General features: G+C 41.7%; 13 protein-coding genes. 9 read left to right on the forward strand and 4 right to left on the reverse strand.

Features of this window, described 5'->3' with window-relative positions:
• Together DP117_RS29205 and accD are read left to right on the forward strand one after the other, a co-directional pair.
• The coding region (locus DP117_RS29205) for an A24 family peptidase (RefSeq protein ID WP_169221706.1) at positions 1-557 on the forward strand (557 nt) is incomplete at its 5' end.
• 739 nt (positions 558-1,296) lie between these two features.
• Positions 1,297-2,265: an acetyl-CoA carboxylase, carboxyltransferase subunit beta gene (gene accD / locus DP117_RS29210; RefSeq protein ID WP_169221707.1), complete on the forward strand. Its 969-nt coding sequence runs from the start codon at positions 1,297-1,299 to the stop codon at positions 2,263-2,265.
• Between the two features lie 202 nt (positions 2,266-2,467).
• On the opposite strand, the gene DP117_RS29215 is transcribed toward accD, so the two are convergent.
• On the reverse strand, positions 2,468-3,634 hold the full coding sequence (locus DP117_RS29215) for a hypothetical protein (RefSeq protein WP_169221708.1): 1,167 nt from the start codon (positions 3,632-3,634) through the stop codon (positions 2,468-2,470).
• 604 nt (positions 3,635-4,238) lie between these two features.
• Here DP117_RS29215 and DP117_RS29220 point away from each other — a divergent pair.
• On the forward strand, positions 4,239-7,046 hold the full coding sequence (locus tag DP117_RS29220; protein WP_169221709.1) for a DUF4347 domain-containing protein: 2,808 nt from the start codon (positions 4,239-4,241) through the stop codon (positions 7,044-7,046).
• A gap of 198 nt (positions 7,047-7,244) precedes the next feature.
• Here DP117_RS29220 and DP117_RS29225 read toward each other — a convergent pair whose 3' ends face one another.
• Both DP117_RS29225 and DP117_RS29230 read right to left on the reverse strand, forming a co-directional pair.
• Entirely contained in the window at positions 7,245-10,661 is a 3,417-nt protein-coding gene (locus DP117_RS29225; RefSeq protein ID WP_169221710.1) for a molecular chaperone, read from the reverse strand.
• A gap of 234 nt (positions 10,662-10,895) precedes the next feature.
• Positions 10,896-13,460, reverse strand: a complete 2,565-nt coding sequence (locus tag DP117_RS29230) for a dynamin family protein (RefSeq protein WP_169221711.1) — start codon at positions 13,458-13,460, stop codon at positions 10,896-10,898.
• A 384-nt stretch (positions 13,461-13,844) separates the two neighbouring features.
• Here DP117_RS29230 and DP117_RS29235 point away from each other — a divergent pair, with 384 nt between their 5' ends.
• The 6 genes from DP117_RS29235 to DP117_RS29260 all read left to right on the forward strand — a co-directional run bounded on the left by DP117_RS29235 (position 13,845) and on the right by DP117_RS29260 (position 24,526).
• Positions 13,845-15,182: a response regulator gene (locus DP117_RS29235; protein WP_169221712.1), complete on the forward strand. Its 1,338-nt coding sequence runs from the start codon at positions 13,845-13,847 to the stop codon at positions 15,180-15,182.
• Positions 15,183-15,381: 199 nt separating this feature from the next.
• Positions 15,382-15,774, forward strand: coding sequence for a response regulator (locus DP117_RS29240; protein ID WP_169221713.1), 393 nt, complete (start codon positions 15,382-15,384; stop codon positions 15,772-15,774).
• Between the two features lie 71 nt (positions 15,775-15,845).
• On the forward strand, positions 15,846-16,379 hold the full coding sequence (locus DP117_RS29245; RefSeq protein ID WP_169221714.1) for a chemotaxis protein CheW: 534 nt from the start codon (positions 15,846-15,848) through the stop codon (positions 16,377-16,379).
• A 379-nt stretch (positions 16,380-16,758) separates the two neighbouring features.
• On the forward strand, positions 16,759-20,880 hold the full coding sequence (locus tag DP117_RS29250) for a GAF domain-containing protein (RefSeq protein WP_169221715.1): 4,122 nt from the start codon (positions 16,759-16,761) through the stop codon (positions 20,878-20,880).
• Between the two features lie 98 nt (positions 20,881-20,978).
• Positions 20,979-24,068: a hybrid sensor histidine kinase/response regulator gene (locus DP117_RS29255; protein WP_169221716.1), complete on the forward strand. Its 3,090-nt coding sequence runs from the start codon at positions 20,979-20,981 to the stop codon at positions 24,066-24,068.
• Positions 24,068-24,526 (forward strand): chemotaxis protein CheW, encoded by a 459-nt coding sequence (locus tag DP117_RS29260; RefSeq protein WP_169221717.1) that lies wholly within the window; start codon positions 24,068-24,070, stop codon positions 24,524-24,526. The genes DP117_RS29255 and DP117_RS29260 overlap by 1 nt, the downstream gene beginning before the upstream one ends.
• Before the next feature lie 106 nt (positions 24,527-24,632).
• Here the strand turns inward: DP117_RS29260 and DP117_RS29265 are convergent.
• On the reverse strand, positions 24,633-25,238 hold a 606-nt coding region (locus DP117_RS29265; RefSeq protein ID WP_248277877.1), incomplete at its 5' end, for an RNA-guided endonuclease TnpB family protein.

Genomic DNA, 25,238 nt, shown 5'->3' on the forward strand with positions numbered 1-25,238 from the left:
GGTTGGTTCCAACATTGTGGTTATTGTATTGCACCCAACTGAGAACCGCTATATTAGCATTATCACTCATTGACTTGGATACAATGACACTACCCGACTCATTAACTAAGTCGGGTTTGTTAGTCGGAATTATTTTTCATATGGTTTATGGTTTTCTAGCAGAGTTTAGTTGGGTGGGATTGGTAAATCATGTGAAAATGGCGATCACAGGAGCAGTACTGGGGTTATGGCTGTTTGATGCGATCGCCATCATTGGTTCAATGATTTTTGGAAAAACTGCTATGGGTGGAGGAGACACAAAATTAGCAGCCATGATCGGAGCATGGCTAGGATGGAAGTCTTTGCTCCTTACTAGTTTTCTCGCTTGTCTAATGGGAGTGATAGTCGGTGGAAGCACTATAATGCTATTGTGGCACAGCCGTCGCACAACGCTACCTCAAAAATGGGGACAACAGATACCTTTTGGTCCTTTTCTCGCTTCAGGAGCAGTGATTGCTCTATTTGGTGGTGAAACTATTTTATCTTCTTATTTACGATTATTTTTTTCAATTCACTAAAAGTATTAGATGATACCCTTAGCTGTGCGTCTTGATTTCTTGTTACACTGTAATTGTAAATTTGGTCACCCTATCTACCTGTAAGCTTTTGATAATATCATTTTGTGAGTCCAGCCCGGAGAGGGGGTTTCCCAGGGTCTCCGGGGACTGGCGTCAGTACAAAATGTGCTGTGGCTAGTGTGCTTTCCGCGTTTGAGACAAATCTCAAAAGTGACTCGGATTCCCCTTATTAACAACAAGTAACCTTTGGCAAGCAGAGTTGATGCGACAACTGCTTGCCTGTTGTGATATACCAACAAAAATATTGATTCGGGGGTGAAATCCTTGCAAACTAGGACAATACGGTTTGGATAAGAAACTTGCTCATCAAAATAAGTACAACAAGCGCACAAGTTCGTCGTCGTTGCGTGCTTGTTGGGGTGTGGGCACCTCAAAGCGGCAAAAGGCAAACAACCCCAACTACAAGCTTTTATTGCGATACGAATTTATGAAATGCAGTACAAAGTTTCCTAGAAGATGAGCAACAGACTTGAATTGGTTTACGTATTTTCGTTAAGCTGGCAACAAAAGATGCAAAATATGGTCTGATTTGCTGATAAAACAAATTTGAAGAATATGTAGTCATCAGTGATGGGTCATTAATCCTTAGTATGGACAAAGGAGTAATGATAAAAGCTTAAGACAATTCAAAGCGGCTTGACCTATTTTCGACATACTATCCACAAAAGATAAGATACAAATGGCGAACAACGAAGAATCACGCGGTTTAAAGTCTCTATTAGATTGGTTTGCAAATCGACGGAAATCAGGATCTACTATCCTTGAACGCCAAGAACGTGAAATTGCTGATGGACTATGGCACAAATGTTCTCAATGTGGTGTATTGACTTATACAAAAGACCTGAGAGCAAACCAAATGGTTTGTGTTGAGTGTGGACATCATAATCGAGTTGATAGCGATGAGCGCATCCGTCAATTGATTGATGCTAACACCTGGAAAGCGATGGATGAGCATTTGCGTCCCACCGATCCACTACAGTTTCGCGATCGCAAACCTTATGTTGATCGTCTGCGGGAAACGCAGGATAGACTAGGCTTAGTAGATGCTGTGAAAACTGGTTTGGGTCAAATAAACGGTTTACCCATTGCTCTTGGCGTTATGGATTTCCGCTTCATGGGAGGAAGTATGGGTTCCGTTGTGGGAGAAAAACTGACTCGCTTGATTGAGCAAGCCACTCAGCGACGTTATCCTATTGTTATTGTTTGTACTTCCGGTGGAGCGAGAATGCAAGAGGGGATGCTTTCGCTGATGCAGATGGCGAAAATCTCTGCGGCTTTGCAGCGTCATCAAGAAGCACGGCTACCTTATATTCCCGTTTTGACAAATCCCACCACGGGTGGTGTGACTGCTAGTTTTGCTATGTTAGGGGATATTATCTTGGCAGAGCCAAAAGCAACGATTGGTTTTGCTGGTCGGCGAGTCATTGAGCAAACCCTAAGGGAAAAACTACCAGATGACTTTCAAACAGCAGAAGATTTGCTTAAGCATGGTTTTATCGACGATATTGTTCCTCGTACCCAGCTTAAACAAACTCTAGCACAGTTGATTGCTTTGCACCAGCCACCTGCACCAACGGCAACTCATCATAGTATGGATAGTATGGTCGTTTGGGAGACAAGGACTTTGAGTTCTACCGCTGTTGAATAATATCAGGTTCGGCTAAAGACTTATCATATTAGTAGGTTGGCTCCTTGAAACGAAACCCAACATGAACTACAAGCAAATAACTAGTTTGATTTCGTTCAAATGCCACTTTGCTCAAGTCGAGAAACCCGAATTGTGTAAGTGGCTCTTTCCAACCTACATTAATAGGTTCTACTATTGAGTCGTCACTCGAACTTGATATTACTCAAGAGGAACGAAAAAGAACCCGACCTGGAAGCACCTCATCGTTAATCTTGGCATAAACCCGCAAACATGCAGACACTTCACCCCGTACTCCACCAATATCTAATTGCAAATCGTCCTTTGACCAATTAAAAACATCCGCATAAGTTCCCCATAATGGGCGAATTTGCACATAATAACCAGCATAACGCGCCTTTTCAACCACTGAGTCAAGAGTACGCCGTGCTTCTTGTTGCAACTTACCCCACCAAGAGTAACGGTCAGCACATGGTAAATACACTAAAGAGTGTATTGCTTCATCTAAATCAAGTCTGGCACGTAAAGCGACAACAGGATCAACATTATCAGCAGTGGTTTGTACTCGGCGAAAACGGTCTATCAATGCAGTTATATATTTAGATTTTTCTCGTTCATCGTTTAACGACCTCACACCAAATCTATCAACACTTTTGAGAGCATGGTGCAACGATGAATCTAGTTCAATAAATTTAAGATAAATTGAAATGACCCCAGCTAGCAAATAAAGTTCCTCATCTCGTTTTTCTACTATTAATCGCGGCTCAAAATCAACTTGGTTTGACAGGTATAACCCAGTCGCTTGTATTTTTCCTATCAAACCAGGATAGATATGTTCATTGCGGATGAAAGGTAGTAATAAGTGCGCTTGCTCATCTTTTCTCGCACCAATTTGACTCGCGTCTATCAATATTTGTTCTTGCCAAACGTGAGCTATTTTTTCAGGAACGCGCAGTAATAAACGTTGCATCTCGTTCCACAAATCGCTATCGTTAGTACTGAGAAATTGGTAATCACCGATATAGTTTGAAAGTTCTCGGTCAGATAGCAAAGCCTCACTCATTTGTTTTAATTCGAGTTCGTCTTTGAGTTCGTTTTTGAATTCGTTGGTCACTGGTTCTAAGATATCTTCCCAAGAGGAATTCTCCTTTGAAGACAAAACAGTCTCCTCACTCAAAGTCTCTTGTGGAAATGCTTCTTCCAAAAGAAGATCTAATTCCCTCAGCAATTCTTGACAAGCAGTGCTTCCTGGGTCTGGTGTTGCTGTTTTTAAAGCTTCTTGTAATTGAGTCCGCAGTCCTTGCAAACTCAACCGCAGTACCCAGGCTAAATTTGAGTTGTCAGTTTTTAATAACTTGCTGAGGTGCTGCATAAATCCTCCGTTTTGAGTTTGAAATTTCTCTGGTTCCCAATCTCTGCGTGGTACTGCGTGTTGGGAGGTAGAACCTTCGTAAGTCTATCAGAGGTCATAGTCCACTGGTAATACCCTTTCACTTTAAGGTTAGAACATGGTGGGCAAGCAGGGGTCAATCAGAGAAACCCAGTTTCTTGAAAAAACCGGGTTTGCGGTCCAGTGCTGATCACCAATCGTATTGATTCCTACCCACCTAATACTCATTGCTAGCTATTTTGAGGCTGTTAGGATTTGATCAGGTGCCAGGCGATCGCCTAAATACAGCGTTTATACTTTGTATTTAAGTATAATTTTTATCTTTTTTTAAAAAAATATGAGTTCACTAATTGTTTGATTTTTATCAACAGAATTCGTTTAAAATGATACTCGTAATTATAAATACTTATGCATTTATAGACTAAATACATAAGTTAAGATTGGATAGAGGCTAGAGAGCACAGACCCAAGACTTTTTGCTTTGACTTCCGTTTAGCTTTTTACATGACGCTTAACAGACAGTATCTAACTGCTGTGATTGCGTTAGCCATATTTGTCATTTCTCAAGAGTGTAGGTGTAACTTAGGTGCTAAAATCAACTATCGCTCCATCTACGTGCAGTAGTCTAGTTTTCATTGACTCAGCTGTTGAAGATATCAATACTCTTGTGTCTTATGTCAAACCTAACACAGAGGTCATGATCCTCAACCCAAATGAGGATGGAGTTGCCCAAATCACCTCTGTCTTAGCAGGACACAGTGGAATTAACAGTATCCATATCGTTTCTCACGGTAGCCCAGGCGCTATCGAACTGGGCAAAACCCAATTGAGTTTCGAGTCCCTAAGCCAGTATCGCAGCCAGTTGCAGCAGTGGAGAGATGCGCTTCAAGAAAATGCTCAAATTCTGTTGTATGGTTGCCATGTAGGCGCAACAGCGCGGGGGGAGGCTTACTTAGAACATCTTAAGTTTCTTGTTGGTACAGAAATTGCTGCTTCCAATAACCTCACTGGGAGTGCAGCCAAAGGTGGTGATTGGAATTTGTCGGTAAAAACCGGGAAAATATTGGCAACTTTGGCGTTTGAAACAGAGGTGATGCAAGCTTACCAAGGGGTTTTCAGTCAAATTTTTATTGATGAAGATTTCTCTGACGCCAGTGGTACCACAGATCCTTCAGGTTGGACGAGTATTGTTATTGAGGGCAATTCTACCACTGATATTTGGCGTTTTGACAATCCTGGGGGAAGAACAGAGTTTGAGGAATTTCTTTCCAATCCTTTCGCCATATACGATAGTGATTTCCTTTCCAAGGATAATGTTGCAGAGAACATTGCTTTGGTGTCACCTGTGTTTGATGCCTCAAGTGCGTCGCAAATTTTCTTAAAATTTGACCAGGATTATCAAGGAGTTACAACGAGTAACTCGCCTGAAAATGCCAGCAAGGCATTTGTAGAAGTCTATAACGGAAGTGAGTGGCAGTCTGTTTATTCATTAGTTGAAATTGACAGCGCAGTTGGTTCTCAGATACTGGACATTTCTGATGTTGCTGCTGGCGTAGAAAATGCCCAAGTACGGTTTCGCTTTGAAGGTAATTGGTCATATCTGTGGGCTGTGGATAATATTCAGGTGACTGATACCCTGACTCCAGGTGTAAGAGTGCTTGGTAGTCCTCGAGTTAGCGAAGATAATGTCCCCGATTCTCAGCGATTGAAGTTAGTGCTTGAAAAGCCGCCGAGTTCGGATGTCACTATCAATTTCACCACGGACAACAGCCAACTTCAGTCCATATCACCTCTGACTTTTACTCCCGATAACTGGAATATCCCCCAGATTGCTACGGTTGCTGCTGTCGCTGATGGAGTAGAAGAAGGCAACGACCAGACTAGCGCGATTAGCGTCACGGTGTCTAGTGCCGACGATGACTATAACGGGTTTGCTGTCAATGATATTATCGCTAGCATTACTGACAACACCATACCTGGTTTTCCCAGTTACCGCACGGTTGAAAAGACCTATAGTGACCTGTCACAACTGGCTGCTAACAATCCTGACATCGCTACTTGGCTGGATATTGGAGATAGCTATGACAAAATCACTCCTGGTGGTTCCGATGGCTATGACCTGCATGTTCTAGAACTCACGAACAAGAATTTCCATGTACCTGGTGGTAAGCCGACTCTTTATGTGCAAGGTGGTATCCACGCGCGCGAATACACAACAAATGAAGTCGCTACTCGCTTCGGGGAATATTTGGTGAACAACTATGGTACAAATCCAGATGTCACCTGGCTGCTTGATTACTTCAAAATTGACATTAATCCTGTAGTCAACCCAGATGGACGGAAGTATGCGGAACAGGGTTACTCGTGGCGTAAGAACACCAACCCGAATCCACCTGATGGGGCAGATCCAGCCCCCTTCCCATCGTATGGCGTTGACTTAAATCGCAACTGGGATTTCGGGTGGGGTACAGTTCCTGGTGGTTCGAGTGGCGATCCGACTTCAGATGTGTATCGCGGTAGTTCACCTGCTTCTGAACCAGAAGTGCAGGCGGTGCAAAACTTTGTCCAAACTTTGTTTAGCGATCAACGCGGACCTGATAAAAATGACCCAGCACCCAATGACACTACTGGAGTTTTTATCGACCTCCATAGTTTCAGCGAACTCATTCTCTACCCTTGGGGTTCAACAACTGACCCAGCACCAAATGAAGAAGGTCTGAGAAACCTAGGACTTAAGTTCGGTTACTACACTGATATTACAGGCAAACCTTATGATGTTGCTCCGGATGCAGGTCTTTACCCAGCAGACGGAACTGCAGACGAATGGGCTTATGGTACATTGGGTGTCGCAAGCTACACCTGGGAATTGGGTACGGCGTTCTTCGAATCTAACGACTATTTTGAGAATACAATTGTCCCACAAATCATACCAGCATTGTTGTATGCTGCTAAATCCGCACGAGTTCCTTATCAAACGGGTGGTGGTCCAGATTCGCTGAATCTTTCTTACGATCCACAGACATTTCTACTCACAGGGATTGCTGACGATACCCGCTACGCTGACAATAATACCTTCACCAATACAAACGGTGGGAACCTCGGAACTGAACTACCAACTTCGCAGGCGATAGCTTCGCTGCTGCGCTGCGCGCAGATCGCCGCAGTTCGTTACAGCATCGACCAACCGTCTTGGATTCCTGATGTTGAACTCTACTCGCTTTCGGCTGCTGATGGTGTGTTTGACAGCCCAGTAGAATCCATTCAAGGTATGCTTGACACAAGCACTTTAGCATCAGGTCGTCACACTCTTTTTGTCGAGAGTCAAGATGCTGCTGGCAATTGGGGTGTTCCTAGTGCTGTGTTTATCACAGTTCCTCAAACCTGTTTTGTCTAAAGTTCAATGGCACGTTCGTTAACGTAAAACCCTTTGAAATTAAGCTTTTTTTCCGTTACAGGGCTGCTGCCTTGTAACGCAATTCCTAAAGGCTGTGCCTTCAGTGCGGTGCTACGCGATTATTGATGGGAACCGTTCTTAACCCCTACACCCTTACACCCTGATACCCTTACACCCTGCCCGTAGGGCACTGACTTTTCAATGTTCTCCAGAAAACGGGTCACGTTCTGCCTTAACATCATTAGGTTGTGGTTGTAGAGTGTCTCGAAAAACATATCCTTCTTGCTTGAGACATTCTGGATTTGTTGATGTTAAATAGGGTACCTCAAATGCATGCACTCTCAAAATACCTTTTTGGTTGAGAGAAACATAATATCGGCAAGGATATTCACTTTTCGCTTCTGGTTCCGGTAATTCACCAATGAGTTCCCATTTATTCGATTTTGGGTTGTGAAATTGAAAGTAGAATGTATGTTTTCTACTAGTCGGAAATGCTGGTAATTCAGTTATTAACCCCAGATTTTCTGGCTGGATAGCACCATCATCAGCTCGAAACATCCTCAAATCTTTGCTATAGTCTTTATTGGCATGAAATAAAACAGTATGAGCATCTGTTTTCAGAGCATTTGCTGATTCAGCAACATTCACAGCGATATCACATACGACCTGAGTTTCATCAGAAATAACTTCTGGTATTCCGATAACTTTAGCTGCGTCAAGACAGGGAAGATTCACAGGAATCAAATAGTAGGGATTACCTCGACAAAGAAGTAAATCAATATCAAGCTTTTGATTGATTTCAAACTGGACTTTGATGGAGTTTTTAAAATCTTCCTCACTCATTTCCAGTTTCTTTCTCAAAGCATCACCGTTATAACTACCCCAAAGTTGAGGTTTGATATTTTCAAAATCTTGACGTATAATGTTATTAGTTAATTGCATACCTTGCCAACTACTGCGGAATTTTGCCATTGCATCATCAGCTTTGAGTTGATAAAGTTCTTGACCAGCTTGGAAAATCGGATCTAAAGTTCCCCCAATCACCTCTCTTTTAAAAGAGCAAGGTAGGAAATAGAAGAGATTTTTAACATCAATATAAAGCTGGTTGGCTCCTCTACGCAGCAATTCTTTGGATTCTTTAGGTGCAAAACCTAATTGTCTGAGTTTCTCTGCAAAGCATGCTCCGGCAGAGGTTGCAAGCTTGGTATACTCAGGCTCAAAAGTGACTCGTTCCTCATTCCAGACAAAATAATCAGACTTACTAAAAACTCGATAAAGTTCACGCTCAACCAATTCAAGATTGCAAGTTTTTCCAGACAAAATCAACCAATCGACTTGCTCTTTGCTATCTTGGGAGTTTAGAGTATAGGAAGGCTTGTTTCCCAAAGCATTTTCTATCAATCCTTGAGCAATACCAACGGCTTCTCGAATCACTGGCAAAACTGCTCTTTCAAATTGCTGCACTGTGAGCGTTACACTCAGATTATCTACAACTGAAGTTGATAATTCAATATCGTTTTGTTGAAGAAGTTCAGAGATTTTTTGTCCATCCAGAATGAAAGTGGCTTCGGGTGCATCTTGTTGACGCTTTTGACCGAGTGTTATTTTTGCATTTTCTGCTTGTTCCCAAAGGGTGTAGAATGTTTGTGCGCGAGATGATGAGTATTTCCAGCGCGTGGGAAGGACTTTTTCTGCTGCATTTAAAGCATCTTTGTAAGCATCGCCTTCTCGAATTTCTTTGTCTACACAAGCCAAAAGGCTACCAGGTAGGAATTTGCCATTATCAAGAAAGCGATCGCTCAATTCTTCTGGCTGTACCTTCAACACATCTTTTGGTAAGGATTCTTGAGTGACGGCTGTGAGTAAACAGTCTGCGATCGCCGCCTTCAACAACAAAAACAGCCGCAGAGTAATCAATTCTCCACCCAACTGCAAATGGCCTGAAGAGCCTAACAGTTTAGGAGTTAATTTATAATATCGTCCACCGTCGCCTCGGTCTTCCCCTGGTTCAAAGGGATTGATTTCTTCTAGCGCCAGACGAATGAGTGCTAAATCAGTGGTTCCGCCACCAATATCCAAAACAAGGACATTTTGCCACCACTGATCACCATTGTAACGGCAACGGGTTTTGAAAGATTCAATTCCCACATTTAAATCACCACCAAACTCTCGCCACAAAAAGAAGATGGCTACTGATATCGCTTCGTCATAAGCCATTTGGACATCTTCGACATCAAGTTGTTTCACCAGCTTCTCAATTTCGCGACGGACAAATGGTGAAGCAATAGTTGGGTAAGTCACGACTGCACGATAGAATTTACCCTCAGAACATTTACCAGGGTAGCGTTGGCGATAATTCTCTGTCAACTCAATTAATTCAGCATAAGCCGCTTGAAGAAGCTTATTGACTTCAATGATATCTTCTTGATCATCAAGTGTAATTTTAAAAGAGCGTTCTTGACCAAAATAGCGCTTAGGTGAGTGGAGGAATCTCCCTTCAATTTCCTCTCCATTCCTAATAATGTCTAATCTGTGCTGTTTAGATTGTTCACCCAAGGTGACTTTTACTTTTGCTGGATCATCTTTTGGTAAAGAAGGTTCTAAACTAATAACTTCTAACTCACTGGGAATTTCATTAAGACGACGGTCTTTATCTAATTCTACAGATATCAGACTTTGCCATTCTAGAGGCGGTACGCGAAAAACTTCGTGATAAATTTGATTCAACCGTTTGCTAGCAGCGCGACGAAACCAACCTAAGCGTTTGCTCACACAAATTTCTATTTGTCGGATAGCTTCCAACAACTCAATACTATCAACGCCTTGAAAAAGTTTTTCCCCTAAATTTTGCTGAACAGAATGAGGAGTTGAAACAAGATTTTTACTCAGTTCAGTTAAAAACTTTTGCCATTCTTGTTCCCAAGCATTACGACTGATACCTGGTACATCATCCACAGGACGCTGATTTAACCATATTGCCATACGTTGGCGTAGCCGCGCCTCTTGCTCGCTAGGTAAACTATCAGGAGTAACAATAACTTTAGGATCGTAAAGTGTCACTGTAGAATTAGAAGTACCGAAATCGATAGCAAACCAACCTGGATATGTAATTTCTGGCTTTCTGCTTTCTTGAGGTGATTCGGGTTTATGAAAAGGTATTGGTAGTGGCAATGGTAGCGTATCTTTCACTGACATTTGTGTTGTGGTATTTTCGACGCTTGCATAAATCCATATATTGCACTCAGCCGTAGAGTTTTTGCTTTGCGATAAATTTGGTTTACCTATTTCATCCGAGTCAAAATACTCTACAGTGACTTGCAAAGTGCAGTTCACACCTGCTGGTAACGGTTCATTCCACCTGCACTCAATTTGCTTTAATCGCTGTGGTGTAGAAAGTCTAAGTAACGTAGTTGTACTAAAGTTAACACTTTTATATGCGGATTGTATTTGTGCTGCTAAGTCTTCTGGAGTTCCGCTGACAGAAATATCAATTCGGGAGATATGAGGTAAGTTAAAACTTTCAGTCGGCTTGATTTCAATAACAGGTAGGAGTAATAAATCATTATCTTTTTTACGCAGCTGGTAGCGGTTTAAAAGCTCAATTTTAACACCCATTTCATTTATCCCTTGAAATGAAATTATATAGCAGAAGTCAGGAGTCAGGAGTCAGGAGTCGTGACGTCAGGAGTCAGGAGTCAGGAGTCAGGAGTCAGGAGTCAGGAGTCAGGAGTCAGGAGTCGGAAGTCAGGAGTCAGGAGTCGGAAGTCAGGAGTCAGTCGTCAGGAGTCGGATTCATTCCTAGAGTTCTTCCGGATTGAATTTTGTTTTTGAATTCAGGGAAAGTGCTGACTAAATCTCCTGTGGATAAGAAATTGTCGGAATTTGAGAAAGAGTTTCTAACCAAGGCGGGATCGGGGTGGAAGTTTGCTCTTGTTCAGATGATATATATCTTAGTAAAGGTTCGTGTTTCGATTTTAAAAGTTCTTGAAGATTATCTACAATCTCTTTCAAAGCTCTAGAAAATGAAGATTTGACTTGTTTCGTTAACTGACTCACATACTGCACAAGATGCAATCCTGCACTCGCGGTGATTTCGTCTCGCAGACGTAAAACGGCAATTTGATGATTAAATGGTCTAGGAGGAATAGGAAATTGTTTATCAGGACTCCAGTCAAAGATTTGACCATTCTGGTGCTTGTCGTCCTTGCGTGCTAGAGGAAATAAAGTATCAGCATGAATAGGAGCAGCACTACCACCAAGTCCACTATGTTGAATGATGAGATTTTGCCATTTCGTCGCGGGATCAACAGCACGCAGAAGGTTTCTGAAAATGCGAACTTGACTTCTGCCAAATTTTTGTTCGATTTGCTGTTCTTTCTGTGGTAGCAAAATCGCACTGAGTTTTTCGCGTTCTAGTTGTACATCAATAGATAATTTGCTGAATAAGTCTGTGACAGCTTCTGTTGTTTGCTTATGGGCAAAAGTTTGCATTTCTTGAATCGTGTTGACAAATGCTGTATAAAAATCATCGCTTTTTGTCGGAATCGAATCGTCCACTTCATCTTCTTCAAAAAAGCTTTCATTTTTTGTCAGGGATATTGTTCCATTTTGAGTTCTATCAAAAAGTAAAGTCCATTCGCTCCAATCAAAGAAGATTTTATTCGTTAATTCACTCTTAACAACATCACTGACTGCTACACTATGACGATTTTTTAAAATCGGCTGCTTCTCTAAATCTTCTTGAAATCGTCTGTATGTCGTGACAACATTTTCAATTGCTTCGCGCAAGGTGAAAAAAGCAGAACTTTCTTCTACTGGTATGTAAGCTGGGATTTCCTCAAGTAGAGTTCTCAGGTGATTCTGCTCTTTGCGTAAAGCCTCAGCAGATTTTTGAGTGTCTTCTACAAGTTGCTTCATACCATGAAGAGCAACATGTTCTTTGAGTAATGAACGTAAAGAACCAATCCCTCCATCTTCAACATAGTGACTCAATTGTTTGTGCAGTGTACTAGAAGAAGGTATCATCTCACTCAATTGCTGCCATTTGTTCCGCAGTTGTGACTCTTCTGGTTTGTTTGGTTTTTCAAGTTCGCTCAAAAATTCTGTTGAGCAAACTTGTACAACAGAAGAAAGTTCTGCGAGTTTCGTCAATCCATACAGTTGTGACAACAAAACAATATTCTTTTTTTCTGTTGTCAAATTGTTCGCACTGGCGATCGCCAGTTTCAGAATACTCAGATTATCCAGAACAGTTTCTTCTGAAAGAAGCATCTCATACAAAAGCTCATCAATGATCCGTTCGTCGCTGCTTGTCAGGGGAAGTTGATTGAAGCGCCCTACACCAACAATAATACGATCTCTCAGGTCTTGTCCTTTGTACCGTTCCAGCATACTACGGATTTTTGCTGCGGTTGCACCGCCAGGATATCTACCATTGAGCAGCAATAGAATAGTTTGTACATCTGTGAGTTCTCGCAAAGATAAAAAAGCATCTCGCACGCCAGAGTCAGCTGCTCCCAATCCTGGAAAATCTAAGAGAATAAATTCATTCGTTCCTTGTAAAGAAGACAAATCCCAAATTTCTTTTGACACTTCAACTGTGACATCTACACGACGAATCAGCGAGAAGCTATTTTGCAAGTCTTGAGCTGATGGCTGTATTAAAGTTTCCCAGCGTTTGGGAGAAGGCGGCAGAACCTCAAAGCTGAGTTCTAAGATATTGATAGGCGGCTGTGCAAGTCTTAGACCTTTTTGAGCAGTCGCGTTGTCAACTTGGTAACTTTTCCCACAGAGGTCTTCTTTGTAAACGTTGTACGTACGAACGAAACTCACTATTTCTCTGATGAGAGAACGTAGTTCTAAACTCTGGGGTTTCCACGCTTGCTCACACCATCTCAGGATACCATAAATATCAACTTCTGTTGTCGGATGTAAACTTTTGAGAACTGCAAGCTGTTCTGAAGGAAGTTCTGCGACTTTTGCTCGTTGTTGCGCTTCTTCTAACATGAAGCGCAGGCACTCTTTTACCCCTTCATTAGAAAGATATTCAACTGTAAACTTACCAATTTTTGTTGTTTTAAAGTCGCTTTGTTGAACAAGGTGAATCGCAGTCACGTTTCCTGTGGTGGGGGTTTCACTGACTGGTAAAGCATCTGCGTAGCCGATCAAACTACCTAAAAGTAAAGTTTTTCCACTGCTAAATTCTCCCATGATACCAATTTTCACTGGTGAGGATGCCAGTTGCACTGTTCTTTGAGCAGACTGCTGAAGACGCTGGATACTTTCATGAAGACTATTCGGAACCCAATTTTCTTGAGGAGGTGGGTTTTGTGAAACCCGCTCAAGACTCTGGATCACAGATTCCCCATATTCTTTATAGCGGCGCAATTTCTCTACTGCTATGTCGCTGTTCATACAATTTCCACAACTCAAAATAAAATAATTTTTTCGTACTTCGATGACTACCAAACTCTAGCTGAATGTCTGTAAACACTCAGTAAACTCTTAATTTACAGCACCTACCACATGAGGATGTATTCTGTCTGATGCACTTTACATATCTTTGTTTTTTTTAAAGTCTTTATTTCCCTTGTTTCATCTTTTTTTTACATTTTTTTAACATTTTCTTGTTTTTTAAGTAAAATTGCTGATATATTATTGAGTAATAACTAATCTATCATAAGTAAAACAGCCGAAATAGTGCTGTTTTTTTGTAAAAACCAGAAGCTGGAAATTGGAAACAACTGGGTGCAACTTCCAAGAGAAAATAAGTAACTTTTCATTAAGGAAACTTGCGTAATGCAACCAAGATCTCCAAGCTTTACAAATATTGCTGAAAAGTTAACAGGATTAAGCAGAGCAAGAGCCACGGGAGAGCTGATTTTTTCATTAGGGACTAATCAGTGGCATCTGTATTTCTTCTTAGGACGTTTGTTATATGCGACAGGAGGGAATCACCGTGTTCGGCGTTTGCACAGAGCAGTCATGCAAGATGTCCCTGGCTTAACATTTGATGCTCCTGATCTGAAAAAGAATGAACTATGGGAATATCATTTACTCAACCAGGGCATCAATCAAAATCAGTTAACTCTGACGCAAGCAAAAAGTATTATTGAAAAAGTTGTTCAAGAAGTTTTATTTACTCTAGTCGTTCATTCTGACTTGAGAGCCTTTTGGTTACCAAAAAAACAGTATCCAATTGCTCTGATAGAGGTCAATCAATCGTTACACGCAGCTCTTGATTTGTGCAAGCAATGGCAAAACATGGGTTTAGAAGCACTTTGCCCTGACATTGCACCAATTTTTAAACAGCCCGTTTCTGACAGTTTTAGCCAGCTACTTGATGGCAAAAATACGATTTGGGATATTGCTTTACAGATGAAACAAAGTCTGATATCTGTGGGAAGTACCGTACAGAATTTAGCACATCAGGGTGTTCTAGAACTTTTAACTATCCCAGATTTACCTGTTTCAGTTGCGCTGACGATATCAGCGCCTTCAAGCAAACAACAAACTCAACCTTCAGATATTCCTATTAATCACAAAATACAAACTCCCTTACCTGAACACTTACCCAACCTTTTAACAAAAACTTACTTCCACCCAACTCCACAGTCTCCACAATTAATAAAATTCACCAACCATAAGAAAAACGAGTTTGTTCATTCACCTGCAACCACTAACTCTGAGTTCATTTTGGACTCTCCAAGCATAAGCTTACAATCTCAAGAAACTAGCTCTTTAGTCGCCTGCGTAGATGACAGCCACAGCGATAGCCTGATAATGGGTGACATTCTTACTCAAGCTGGTTATAAGTTTATCAATATTCAAGATCCGGTGACAGCACTACCGATCTTGCTTGAGTATAAACCAAGTCTGATTTTCTTGGACTTGCTGATGCCGATCGCCAACGGTTATGAAATCTGTACTCAAATTCGTCGCGTGTCAACTTTCAAAAACACACCTGTCATTATTCTTACTAGCTGTGACGGTATAATCGACAGAGTGAGAGCAAAAATAGTTGGCTCTTCTGGCTTTTTAGCAAAGCCAATCACTACAGAAAAAGTACTCAAAATTTTACAGAAGCATCTACCAAATCCCACACCTGTACAATCTACTTCTCTACAAACTGTTTGAGTTTAGTTTATAGATGAACAGATTACTATCCAAAGTCAAGTTCACACAAGTTAGTTATGCATGATTGATGTGAAAAAGTAATTTCGCATAAGCACAATGAAGAATCATAAATTCTGAGTTCTTATTCAGATGCTCATGATTGATTCAAATTTCACAAAATCAATTGATAAATCTACTCTTGTCTACTGGAATGTTTTTTATGACAACAGTCCTTTTAGTTGAAGATAGCTTGACAGAAACTGAAATGTTAAGCCGTTATCTTAAGCAAGCAGGTTTAACAGTGTTCACGGCTTTTAGTAGTGAAGAAGCACAGCTGAAATTACAATTTCAGACGCCTGACTTGGTGATTATCGATGTCATTTTGCCAGGACAAAGTGGGTTTGAATTATGCCGTCAACTCAAAACCAATGTCAGTACCCAAAAAATTCCAGTCGTCATATGCTCAACCAAAGGAACTCAAGCTGATATACTTTGGGGTACAATGCTCGGAGCTGATGCTTATATACCTAAACCTGTCAATCAGCAACATCTGGTTCAAACAATTGAGCAATTGACTTCAGGGTTTCAACATTGGCGCGGATCGACGATTTAGTTATTCGTAATTATTTATTAAATTGTTCATCTAGTAGTCATAATTAATGACGATTTATCACTAAAGAATTTATGCAGACAGAGCCAAAATCTGTACTCGTAGTGGCTAATCTTGAGCCCCTAGACTTAGATCCACTTCCTCCAGAAACCAACCTTTCTAAACTCCTTCGCTTTCCTCTCGGACTTGAAGATAGTGTACTCTTACCTCTCGAACAAATTGCAGAAATTATCAAAGTTAATTTAGGAGAAATTCTACCTGTTCCTGAAATGCCAAGTTGTATTTTAGGAATTTGCAATTGGCGAGGACAAATGCTGTGGCTTGTAGATCTAAACTATCTTGTTGGATATCCTATGCTGACGAGTGGAGTCACTCCCATAGCAATCATTATCATGGTTAACGAACAAGCTATGGGTTTGGTAGTACCACAAGTTGATGACATTGAGTTACACGATTTGCAACAACTGCAAAAAGCGTCCCCTGGCTTATTTCCTCCAAAACTTCTACCTTTTGTTCTTGGGGCTTTACCTAATGGCAATACTGTGTTAGATATCGCAGCTATTACTCAGTGTCGCCTGTGGCAAAGACACCAAATAGCAGCTTCTTAACAATCAACTGATAACTGATAACGTAAAAATCATTCGTCAGAATCCTGGAGGGTTCCCCCTGAGATTCCGGAGCTTTGGTCACAACAGTTAAAGAATCAGGAGAACTTTTGATGAATTAATGTATCAATCATACTATAGCGCTGGTACAAAGCGTCAAAATAAGCGATAAAAAACCCGAAATAGTCGTCGAAAAAACTAATTTTTTGTTGAACGATCTTATAAGAAACCGGGTTGCGTGGGATGACTGTACCGATGCTCTAGACTCCCTACAAATTCACCAATTCTGTACGAGAGCAAGACCGCAGCGCCTCTACTGGGTACAGCAATTCTTACTTGATAACTGATAACTGATAACTAAATAATCTCTAAGGATTTAAATATGGTATTACAAAATTTTGAGCAAGCCAAGCAGATCTTTGATTCTCACAAAAATGGTGATGTCAAAACACTAGATTTCATCAGTCATTTTGAGCTACACCAAGCTTTTGAATTAATGAATGCAATTAAAGCAGATCTCCAAGAAATAGGAGATACGCTCAAACCTGAGTCTCATCAAAAAGTTCTCCAGCTTGAAAAGTGGGTTCAACATTTGCAAACACAATATCAGGCTCATCTCTCTTTTGCTTGTGAGCAACATGTGAAGCAGACTCGGCAAAGGTTATTTACTATTTTGGCTCAGATGCGCCAAGCACAAAATGTTGACATCTTGTTGAGAACGACAGTGACTGAGGTTCGTAAGCTTTTACAAGTTGATCGAGCGTTGATCTACCGTTTTCAGTCTGACAAGCATGGTACTGTGATCGCTGAGTCTATGGTAGCGGGTTATACTCCAACTCTAGGTGAGTCTTTGAGTGCGATCGCCTTTGGTTGTGAAAATCAACAAAACTACAAACAACAGCAAGTCTTTATCCAAAACGATGTTTACGAAAAGGCGATCAGTGCGTATCAACACCAATTACTGAAACATTTTCAAGTCCAAGCCAGTCTAAGTTTGCCCATAATCATAGACGGACAAGTATGGGGCTTGCTTGTAATGCAGCAATGCTCTACTTCTCGTCAATGGGAAGAAGCTGAAGTTAGCCTGCTTGATCAAATTGTCACTGAATTGAGGCTCCATCTACAAACGGTAGAACTTCTGACTCAACAAAAACAGGAAGCTAAACAAGAAAAGGTTTTAGCTCAAATCCTAGAAAAAATACCACCATCTTCTGATGCAAGCGTTACCCTTAACAACATAAGCCTTGAGGTGCGAGAGTTTCTCAAAGCTGACCGAGTCGTTGTTTATCGCTTCAACCCTGATTGGAGTGGCGCATTTATTGCTGAATCCGTCGCCTCAGGCTGGGTTGCTTTGATGCAAGAGCAAGAAAAAGATGTCAGTTTAAAGTCAAAAGATAAAGTCAATTCTGACCGTTGCAGCGTCAAGATGCTAGACAATTCTCCTAGTTTTGACACCGATACTTACCTGAAGGATACACAAGGAAGAGATTTTGTCAAGACTAAGGCAGTGAAGCGTGTAGATGACATCTATACTGTTGGTTTTTCTGAATGCTACATCAAAATTCAGGAGAAATTTCAGACTAGAGCCTACATCATTGCCCCAATTTTTGAAGGAGAACAACTTTGGGGTTTACTAGGTGTGTATCAGAACTCTGGAGCTCGACGCTGGCAGGATTCTGAAGTTGCTCTGTTGTCACTGGTTAGTCATCGTCTGGGCGCTATTCTCAAGCAGGTTGATGCTGCGGCTATGCTCAAACAAAAATCAGAGGAACTGGCGGCTGAACGGGAGCGAATCGTGGCGGATGCGATCGATAGAATTCGTCAGTATTCTGACATTAACACTATTTTCAAGACGACAGTTTATGAAGTCCGAAATCTTTTAAAAGCAGAGCGTGCTGTGATTTTTCGCTTCAATCGAGATTGGAGCGGTGAGTTTGTTGCTGAGTCGGTATCGGGTGAATGGAAATCCATAATGCAGGATCAATTTGACAACCCCAGCCTGCCACAAAACGTCAGCGACTGCAGCGCCAAAATTCTTGGTGGAGGAAAAGCCAGTATCACAGACACTTATCTGCAACAAACTCATGGGGGACGATTTTCCACAAAAACAAACTTTAGGGTTGTCAGCGATATTTACCAAGCAGGATTCCTACCTTGTTACATTGACACTTTAGAGCGGTTGCAAACAAGAGCTTATGTTATTACTCCGATTGTCAAAGGAGATAGGCTTTGGGGTCTATTAGCAGCGTATCAAAACTCTGGTCCGCGTGATTGGGAAGAGCATGAAATTAAGATACTAACCCAAATTAGCAATCAACTAGGGATAGCCATACAGCAAGCAGAGTACCTTAAACAAGTACAAGAACAAGCCACTGTGATAGCTAAAACTGCAGAGCGTGAACGAGGCACAGTCAAGGTTATCGATAAGATTCGCCAAACATCAGATATTGACACTATTTTCCGGACAACAACACAGGAAGTTAGAAAACTTCTGGGTGCGGAACGAGTGACTATTTACAAATTTCGCCCAGATTATTTTGGTGACTTTATCATGGAGTCTGAGTCTGGCGGATGGCCAAAATTAGTCGGTAGTGGTTGGGAAGATGCTTATTTAAACGAACACGAAGGTGGTCGGTTCCGTAACAATGAACCTTTTGTTGTGGATGATATCTACAACGCTAATCTGAGCGATTGCCATATAGAAGCCTTGGAGGGATTTGGTATCAAATCCTGCGTTGTCGCTCCTATCTTCAGAGGGCAGAAACTTTGGGGTTTGTTGTCAGCGTTTCAACACAGCAAACCACGACACTGGGAAGAGGGTGAAGTGAAAGTCCTAACACAGATTGGTTTGCAACTAGGAGTCGCTCTACAACAAGCAGAATATATTGAAGAACTGCGTGTGCAGTCACAGAAGTTAGCTAAGTCAGTTGAACAAGAAACACTTTACAGCAAACTGGTTTATAGACTTGGGTTAGCTCTGATTCAGGAAAATTTTTCACTTGATAACCTACTCAAAATGGCTGTTACAGAGTTACGGAGACTGTTGAAAGCTGATCGAGTCATCATCTTCCGCTTTGCTCCTGACTGGAGTGGTGAATTTATCGTTGAGGATGTTGGTAGCGATTGGGTCAAGCTTGTGGGAACTGACTTATCTCTAGCCGATGATACTTGTCTTCGAGAAACAAATGGCGGTCGGTTTCGCCGTAGAGAAACTCTCAGCACTGATAATCTCAGAGCTTCTGGATATAGTGAATGCTACATGAAACTTCTGGAACGGTGGCAAGCAAAGGCTAATATGGCTGCTCCCATCTTCAAAGGCGACCAACTTTGGGGATTATTAGGAGCTTATCAAAATGATGCACCACGTCATTGGGAACAAATAGATGTCAACTTGCTCGCTCAAGTAGGAGTGCAAATTGGTCTTGCTCTTCAACAAGCAGAATACTTGGAGCAACTGAAAACTCAAGCACAGCAATTGACTGCAGCAAGCGAAAGGGAAAGAACAGCTAAAGAACAACTTCAACAGCAGGTTATTCAGTTATTGTCAGCAGTGCAACCAGCATTACAAGGGAATCTTACTGTTCGCGTACCTGTGACGGAAGGTGAAGTCGGCACTATTGCTGACGTCTATAATGTTACCTTACAAAGTCTGCGAAAAATTGTCATACAAATGCAGACAGCATCCAGGCAACTTGCTCAAACCTCTCAAGCAAATGAATCTTCTATCGTTGGTTTAGCCACCCAAGCACAGCAGCAGTTTCATTCCCTCAGCAATGCTTCAAAGCAAATCGAAACGATGGTGAGTACCACCAAAGCTGTCACAACAAATGCCCAAAAAGTAGAAGAAGCAGTGCAGTTGGCAAATCAGACCATTCAGCAAGGGGATACAGCAATGAACCGCACTGTGGACGGAATTCTTAACATTCGAGAAACAGTCGCACAAACCAGCAAGCGCCTTAAGCGTTTTTCGGAATCTTCTCAGAAGGTTTCTAAAGTCGTGAGTTTGATTAGTAATTTTACCACTCAAACCCAACTGCTTGCTTTGAATGCAGCAATTGAAGCAACCAGAGCTGGACAGTACGGACGTGGTTTTGCTGTTGTCGCTGATGAAGTCCGTTCTTTAGCACGTCAGTCTGCGGAAGCTGCAACTGAGATAGAGCAGCTGGTTCAAGAAATTCAAAAAGGTACAGCAGAGATTTCTGTCGCAATTGAAAATGCTATTGAGCAAGTCGCGACCGGAACAACCCAAGTACACGAAGCTCGCCAAAATCTGAACGCGATTGTAGCAGCCACGACTCAAATCAGTCAACTTGTGGAAGGTATTACCGAAGCAACACAAGTACAAGATGAGCAAATTCAATCAGTGACACAAACTATGACAGAAGTCGCAGCTATTGCTAATCAGACTAAGGAGGATTCGATTGAAATTTCCACATCCTTTAAGGAACTTCTAGCAATGGCTCAAAATCTCCAAGCTAGTGCTGATCAGTTCAAAGTTGATTAAAACACTTATCAGTGATCACAGTTATCAGTTATCAGTGAATATTGTTTACTGATAACTGATAACTGTTATAAGTTCTAAGTGCTTACGATTAAAAACTAATGATTAACGACCCAACTATTCAAGAGCAAAGCCACCGCTACTTTCTCCAAGAAGCACCAGAACTGCTGCAAGTTATAGAACAAGAATTGTTAAGTCTTAGAGAAGACTTTAGTCTCAACAAAGTTTATACGTTAATGCGTGCTACTCATACTCTCAAAGGAGCAGCTGCCTGCGTCGGTTTGGAAACAATTCAAACCGTGGCTCACATGTTGGAGGATATTTTTAGAGCAATCTGCAAACCTGAAGTATTGATTGACCAAGAAGTTGAAGCTTTACTCTTTGAAAGTTATGAGTGTTTACGCTTACCCTTAACTGCTGAATTGACACAAGGGTCGGTGAATGATTTTGATATTCTCGACCGAATCGCTAGTATTTTTGCCCAACTGCAACAGAAGTTAGGAGACTGTTTTGATCACAAAGCTCATATTCCCAGTTCGCAAGAATTGGGTTTTGACTTGACACAATCCATTTTTGAAGTTGGAGTTACCCAACGGTTAAATCAGCTAGCTACAGCTATAAGCAATGGTGATTCAGAACAAGTTGCTACGATTTTAAGGGTACAAGCAGAGGTTTTTCTTGGTTTAGCTGAATCTTTAGATTTACCTGGGTTTGGAGCGATCGCTCAAACAGCACTGACTGCTTTGGACAATTATCCCAATCAAGCGATGGTTGTTGGCAGCGTTGCTTTGGCAAACTTTAAAGAAGCACGTATAGAAGTACTAAACGGTGACAGAAGTCAAGGCGGTCAAGTCTCTCTAGCCTTACAACAACTGGGCGGAGTCCTCCACGATCCACCCCAAGCATACCAAAATGAACCAATCCAAACTCAAGAGTCGCAAACTCAAACCACATCTGACACTGAAGCATACACTGAGGAATCAACCTCTGATTATCAAACGACACTAAGCGAAGATTCCTCCGAAGACTTAAAAACCAACGACGACGAACAACTTAAGCTTTCCGAAGAAGCCTCTACACTCTGGGACGAAGTCAGTGAACATTCACAGACTTCTCCCCACCTGATCATCTCCTCACCTTCTGTCAAACCTCCCAACTCCTCAACTCGTACTGTACGGGTTAATGTTGAGAATTTAGAACAACTGAATTACTTAATCGGAGAATTACTCACAAACCAAAATCGCCAATCTCTCCAAAACAAACAACTGTCGGCTACTGTTCGAGTACTTTTGACAAAATTACAGCAACATCAGCAGTTACTCAATCAGTTACAAGATTTATCTGAACGTCAGTTCAGTGTTCCAGAACAACAGTGGTTATTTCACAATCACCAAGACAATGGACATTTCGATTCTCTGGAACTGACAAGTCGTTACAGCGAGTTTCATAACCTTATTCAATCACTTTTAGAAGACATTGTGCAATTGGGAGAGACGACTGACGCAATTGAAATGTTTACTCGCCAGTCTCACCAGACTTTGGAAAAACAACGTCGGTTACTGACTCATACTCGTGATTCTCTCATAGAAGCGCGGATGTTGCCCTTGGGACGTCTGTTTGAACGCTTTCCCCGTATATTACATCAGGTAGAACTTATACACAAAAAGCAGGTAACACTGAATTTTTGTGGAAGTGACACTTTAGTTGACAAAACAATAGTTGAGAAATTATATGATCCCCTACTACATTTACTTCGCAATGCCTTTGACCACGGAATTGAATCCCCCTCAATCCGACAACAACGGGGCAAGCCAGAGAAAGGTCAGATTGAAATTTCTGCTTACCATCAAGGAAAGTACTTGGTAATTCAACTTCGGGATGATGGTCAAGGATTAGATTTTGAAAAGATTCGCGCTAAAGCAATAGAACGTCAACTTGTCTCACCAGAAGAAGCTAGTAGTTTGAATGAAGCTCAACTAGCAGAGTTCATTTTTCAACCAGGCTTTTCTACAGCTTCTCAGGTTAATGATCTCTCTGGACGAGGAATTGGTCTCGATGTTGTTCGCATTCATTTGCAAATAATTGGAGGTTCAATTACCATTTTTTCGCAACCAAATCAAGGCACAACGTTCAGACTGCAAATTCCTCTCAGCTTAACGATCGCCAACTTACTACTCTGTCAAGCTGGTGACCAAACCTACGCCTTGTTTACCAATTCTATTGAGGAAATCCTTATTCCAAGAGCAGACCAGATTCGCTCCTGGGAAGGAGGCAAAGTTCTTCGCTGGAATAAAGGTGCTTCTATGAAACTGATTCCAGTCTACCAACTCACGAAAGTCCTGAATTATTTCTCATCAATCACTCAACCCTCAGTTTTTAATACTCAGGCAAACCGTATTTTTCAGGAACTGCACAAGCCAATAATTCTTATTAGCTCTCAAGATAAGCTTTTTGGTTTGGAAGTAGACCAGCTCATTGGTGACCAGGAATTGGTGATTCGTCCATTAGGAGCAATGATTGTCCCTCCTCGCTACATCTACGGAAGTTGTATCCTGCCTGATGGTCAACTGACATTGGTACTTGATGGGTTAGCGTTGATGGAATATTTATCACAACAGCAAAAAAAACATGAAAGTGATTGGATAAACAACAGCGCCCTGACAGACAATTACAATTTCGTCAGTTCAACACCCCTCATGTTCACATCCAGGATAGAACAGCAGCGACTACTATCCCAGGCTAGTACTGCGTTACCAGAAGCAGCAAATCTTAACAATCACAGAGCAAGACCAAAAAAAACAATCCTCCTTGTGGATGATTCAATTACCGTGCGCCAAACTTTAGCTTTGACCCTAGAGAAAGCAGACTATCAAGTGCTTCAGGCAAAAGACGGTTACGAAGCAATTGAGATCATGGGGCGTCACACAAATATTCATCTCGTGTTCTGTGATATCGAAATGCCACGCATGAATGGGTTTGAGTTTCTCAAAAACCGTCAGCAAGATCCAAGTTTAGCAAATATTCCTGTTGTGATGCTAACTTCTCGAAGTAGTGATAAGCATCGCATGCTTGCTTTCAAGTTGGGAGCTAACGGGTACATTACCAAGCCTTATCTGGAACATATGTTATTGAACACATTAGTAGATGTTCTTGAGAAGAATACTGAAGTTGTTGCTAAAAGAGGTGATTAATGCAGAACAACGAGTCAGAGTTACACAAGTTTATTGTTTTTACGATTGCAGATTATCTTTTAGCCCTCCCGATGAGTCATGTGGTGAAGGTGGTGAATCTTTCACCTACAGATAGCAAAAGGCTGCCAAAAATGGGACTACTGCAGATAGGCAAGTACATGATTAGAATTTTGGATTTGCATCAACACTCCGGCTTAGATGCTTACCCTCACTCATCTGAACACCCATCTTTTTTGGTGCTGACACACGATTCACAACGAGAACTTTATGGAATTTTGGTGGATGAACCGCCTGATATAGTTGAATTATCTAAAGAAACGATTCGCCCATTACCAAAATTTAGTCATCACACAAAACCGCTGACAGAGATGGTCAGCCATGTCGCTATTCTATCTCAGCAAGAGGTTATAAAAACAATCTTTTTACTTGATTTGCAGCGTATCACACAGACTGTGTAATTGACGAAGAACTCAGAATAACCGCCAGAATCCCCTGATGACAAATCAGGGGAGTGACTCATTGACGTACTCCCCGGCATAAATGCGCGGGGATTCTCAAATGATGTTACGAGGCAGTAACGCCAGATACCTGCGGCGGGAGACCCGTCCGCAGTACTGGCTCCTTAAGACGTGCCTCTTCACCATTCTTCCTGTTTCGTTGACTCTTAACTAGACGGTTTCCCGTCCCCGCCAGACCGTCTCCACAAGCATTTTCTTCCAGGCTGCGTCCCAGCCCAGAAACCCACGCCAGATGCCTCAAGTCGGGAGACCCGCCCACAGCACTGGCTCCTCTGTTTCGGATCACTTGTGCGGCTGCCACATCTCGATGTGTTGTGTAGCCGCATTCATGACAGACGTGAAGCCTGTCACTTAAATCTTTCCGTCCAGTATGTGCATCACATTGTGGGCAAACTTGGGACGTGTAGTCCTTGTCCACTTTGGCAAAGTACACTCCGCGTTTCCAGCACACCCATTTAAGGATTTCAACGAATTGTCCAAACCCAGCATCAAGGGTATGTTTGCCCAGTATTCCTTTAGCCCATGTCCGAAAATCAATGTCTTCAACAAACACCATCCCAGCACCATTACAGAGCTTGTGAGCAAGCTTAAAATGCCAATCTTTACGAGTATCTGAGATGCGTTGGTGAAGTCGGGCGATTTTGCAATTAAG

The sequence above is a fragment of the Brasilonema sp. UFV-L1 genome (assembly GCF_012912105.1).
In the GTDB taxonomy this organism is placed as follows: domain Bacteria; phylum Cyanobacteriota; class Cyanobacteriia; order Cyanobacteriales; family Nostocaceae; genus Brasilonema.

Coding starts and splice junctions, on each gene's coding strand:
- accD (WP_169221707.1), top strand. CDS start 1,297: ATGGCGAACAACGAAGAATCACGCGGTTTAAAGTCTCTATTAGATTGG.
- DP117_RS29215 (WP_169221708.1), bottom strand. CDS start 3,634: ATGCAGCACCTCAGCAAGTTATTAAAAACTGACAACTCAAATTTAGCC.
- DP117_RS29225 (WP_169221710.1), bottom strand. CDS start 10,661: ATGGGTGTTAAAATTGAGCTTTTAAACCGCTACCAGCTGCGTAAAAAA.
- DP117_RS29230 (WP_169221711.1), bottom strand. CDS start 13,460: ATGAACAGCGACATAGCAGTAGAGAAATTGCGCCGCTATAAAGAATAT.
- DP117_RS29235 (WP_169221712.1), top strand. CDS start 13,845: ATGCAACCAAGATCTCCAAGCTTTACAAATATTGCTGAAAAGTTAACA.
- DP117_RS29240 (WP_169221713.1), top strand. CDS start 15,382: ATGACAACAGTCCTTTTAGTTGAAGATAGCTTGACAGAAACTGAAATG.
- DP117_RS29245 (WP_169221714.1), top strand. CDS start 15,846: ATGCAGACAGAGCCAAAATCTGTACTCGTAGTGGCTAATCTTGAGCCC.
- DP117_RS29250 (WP_169221715.1), top strand. CDS start 16,759: ATGGTATTACAAAATTTTGAGCAAGCCAAGCAGATCTTTGATTCTCAC.
- DP117_RS29255 (WP_169221716.1), top strand. CDS start 20,979: ATGATTAACGACCCAACTATTCAAGAGCAAAGCCACCGCTACTTTCTC.
- DP117_RS29260 (WP_169221717.1), top strand. CDS start 24,068: ATGCAGAACAACGAGTCAGAGTTACACAAGTTTATTGTTTTTACGATT.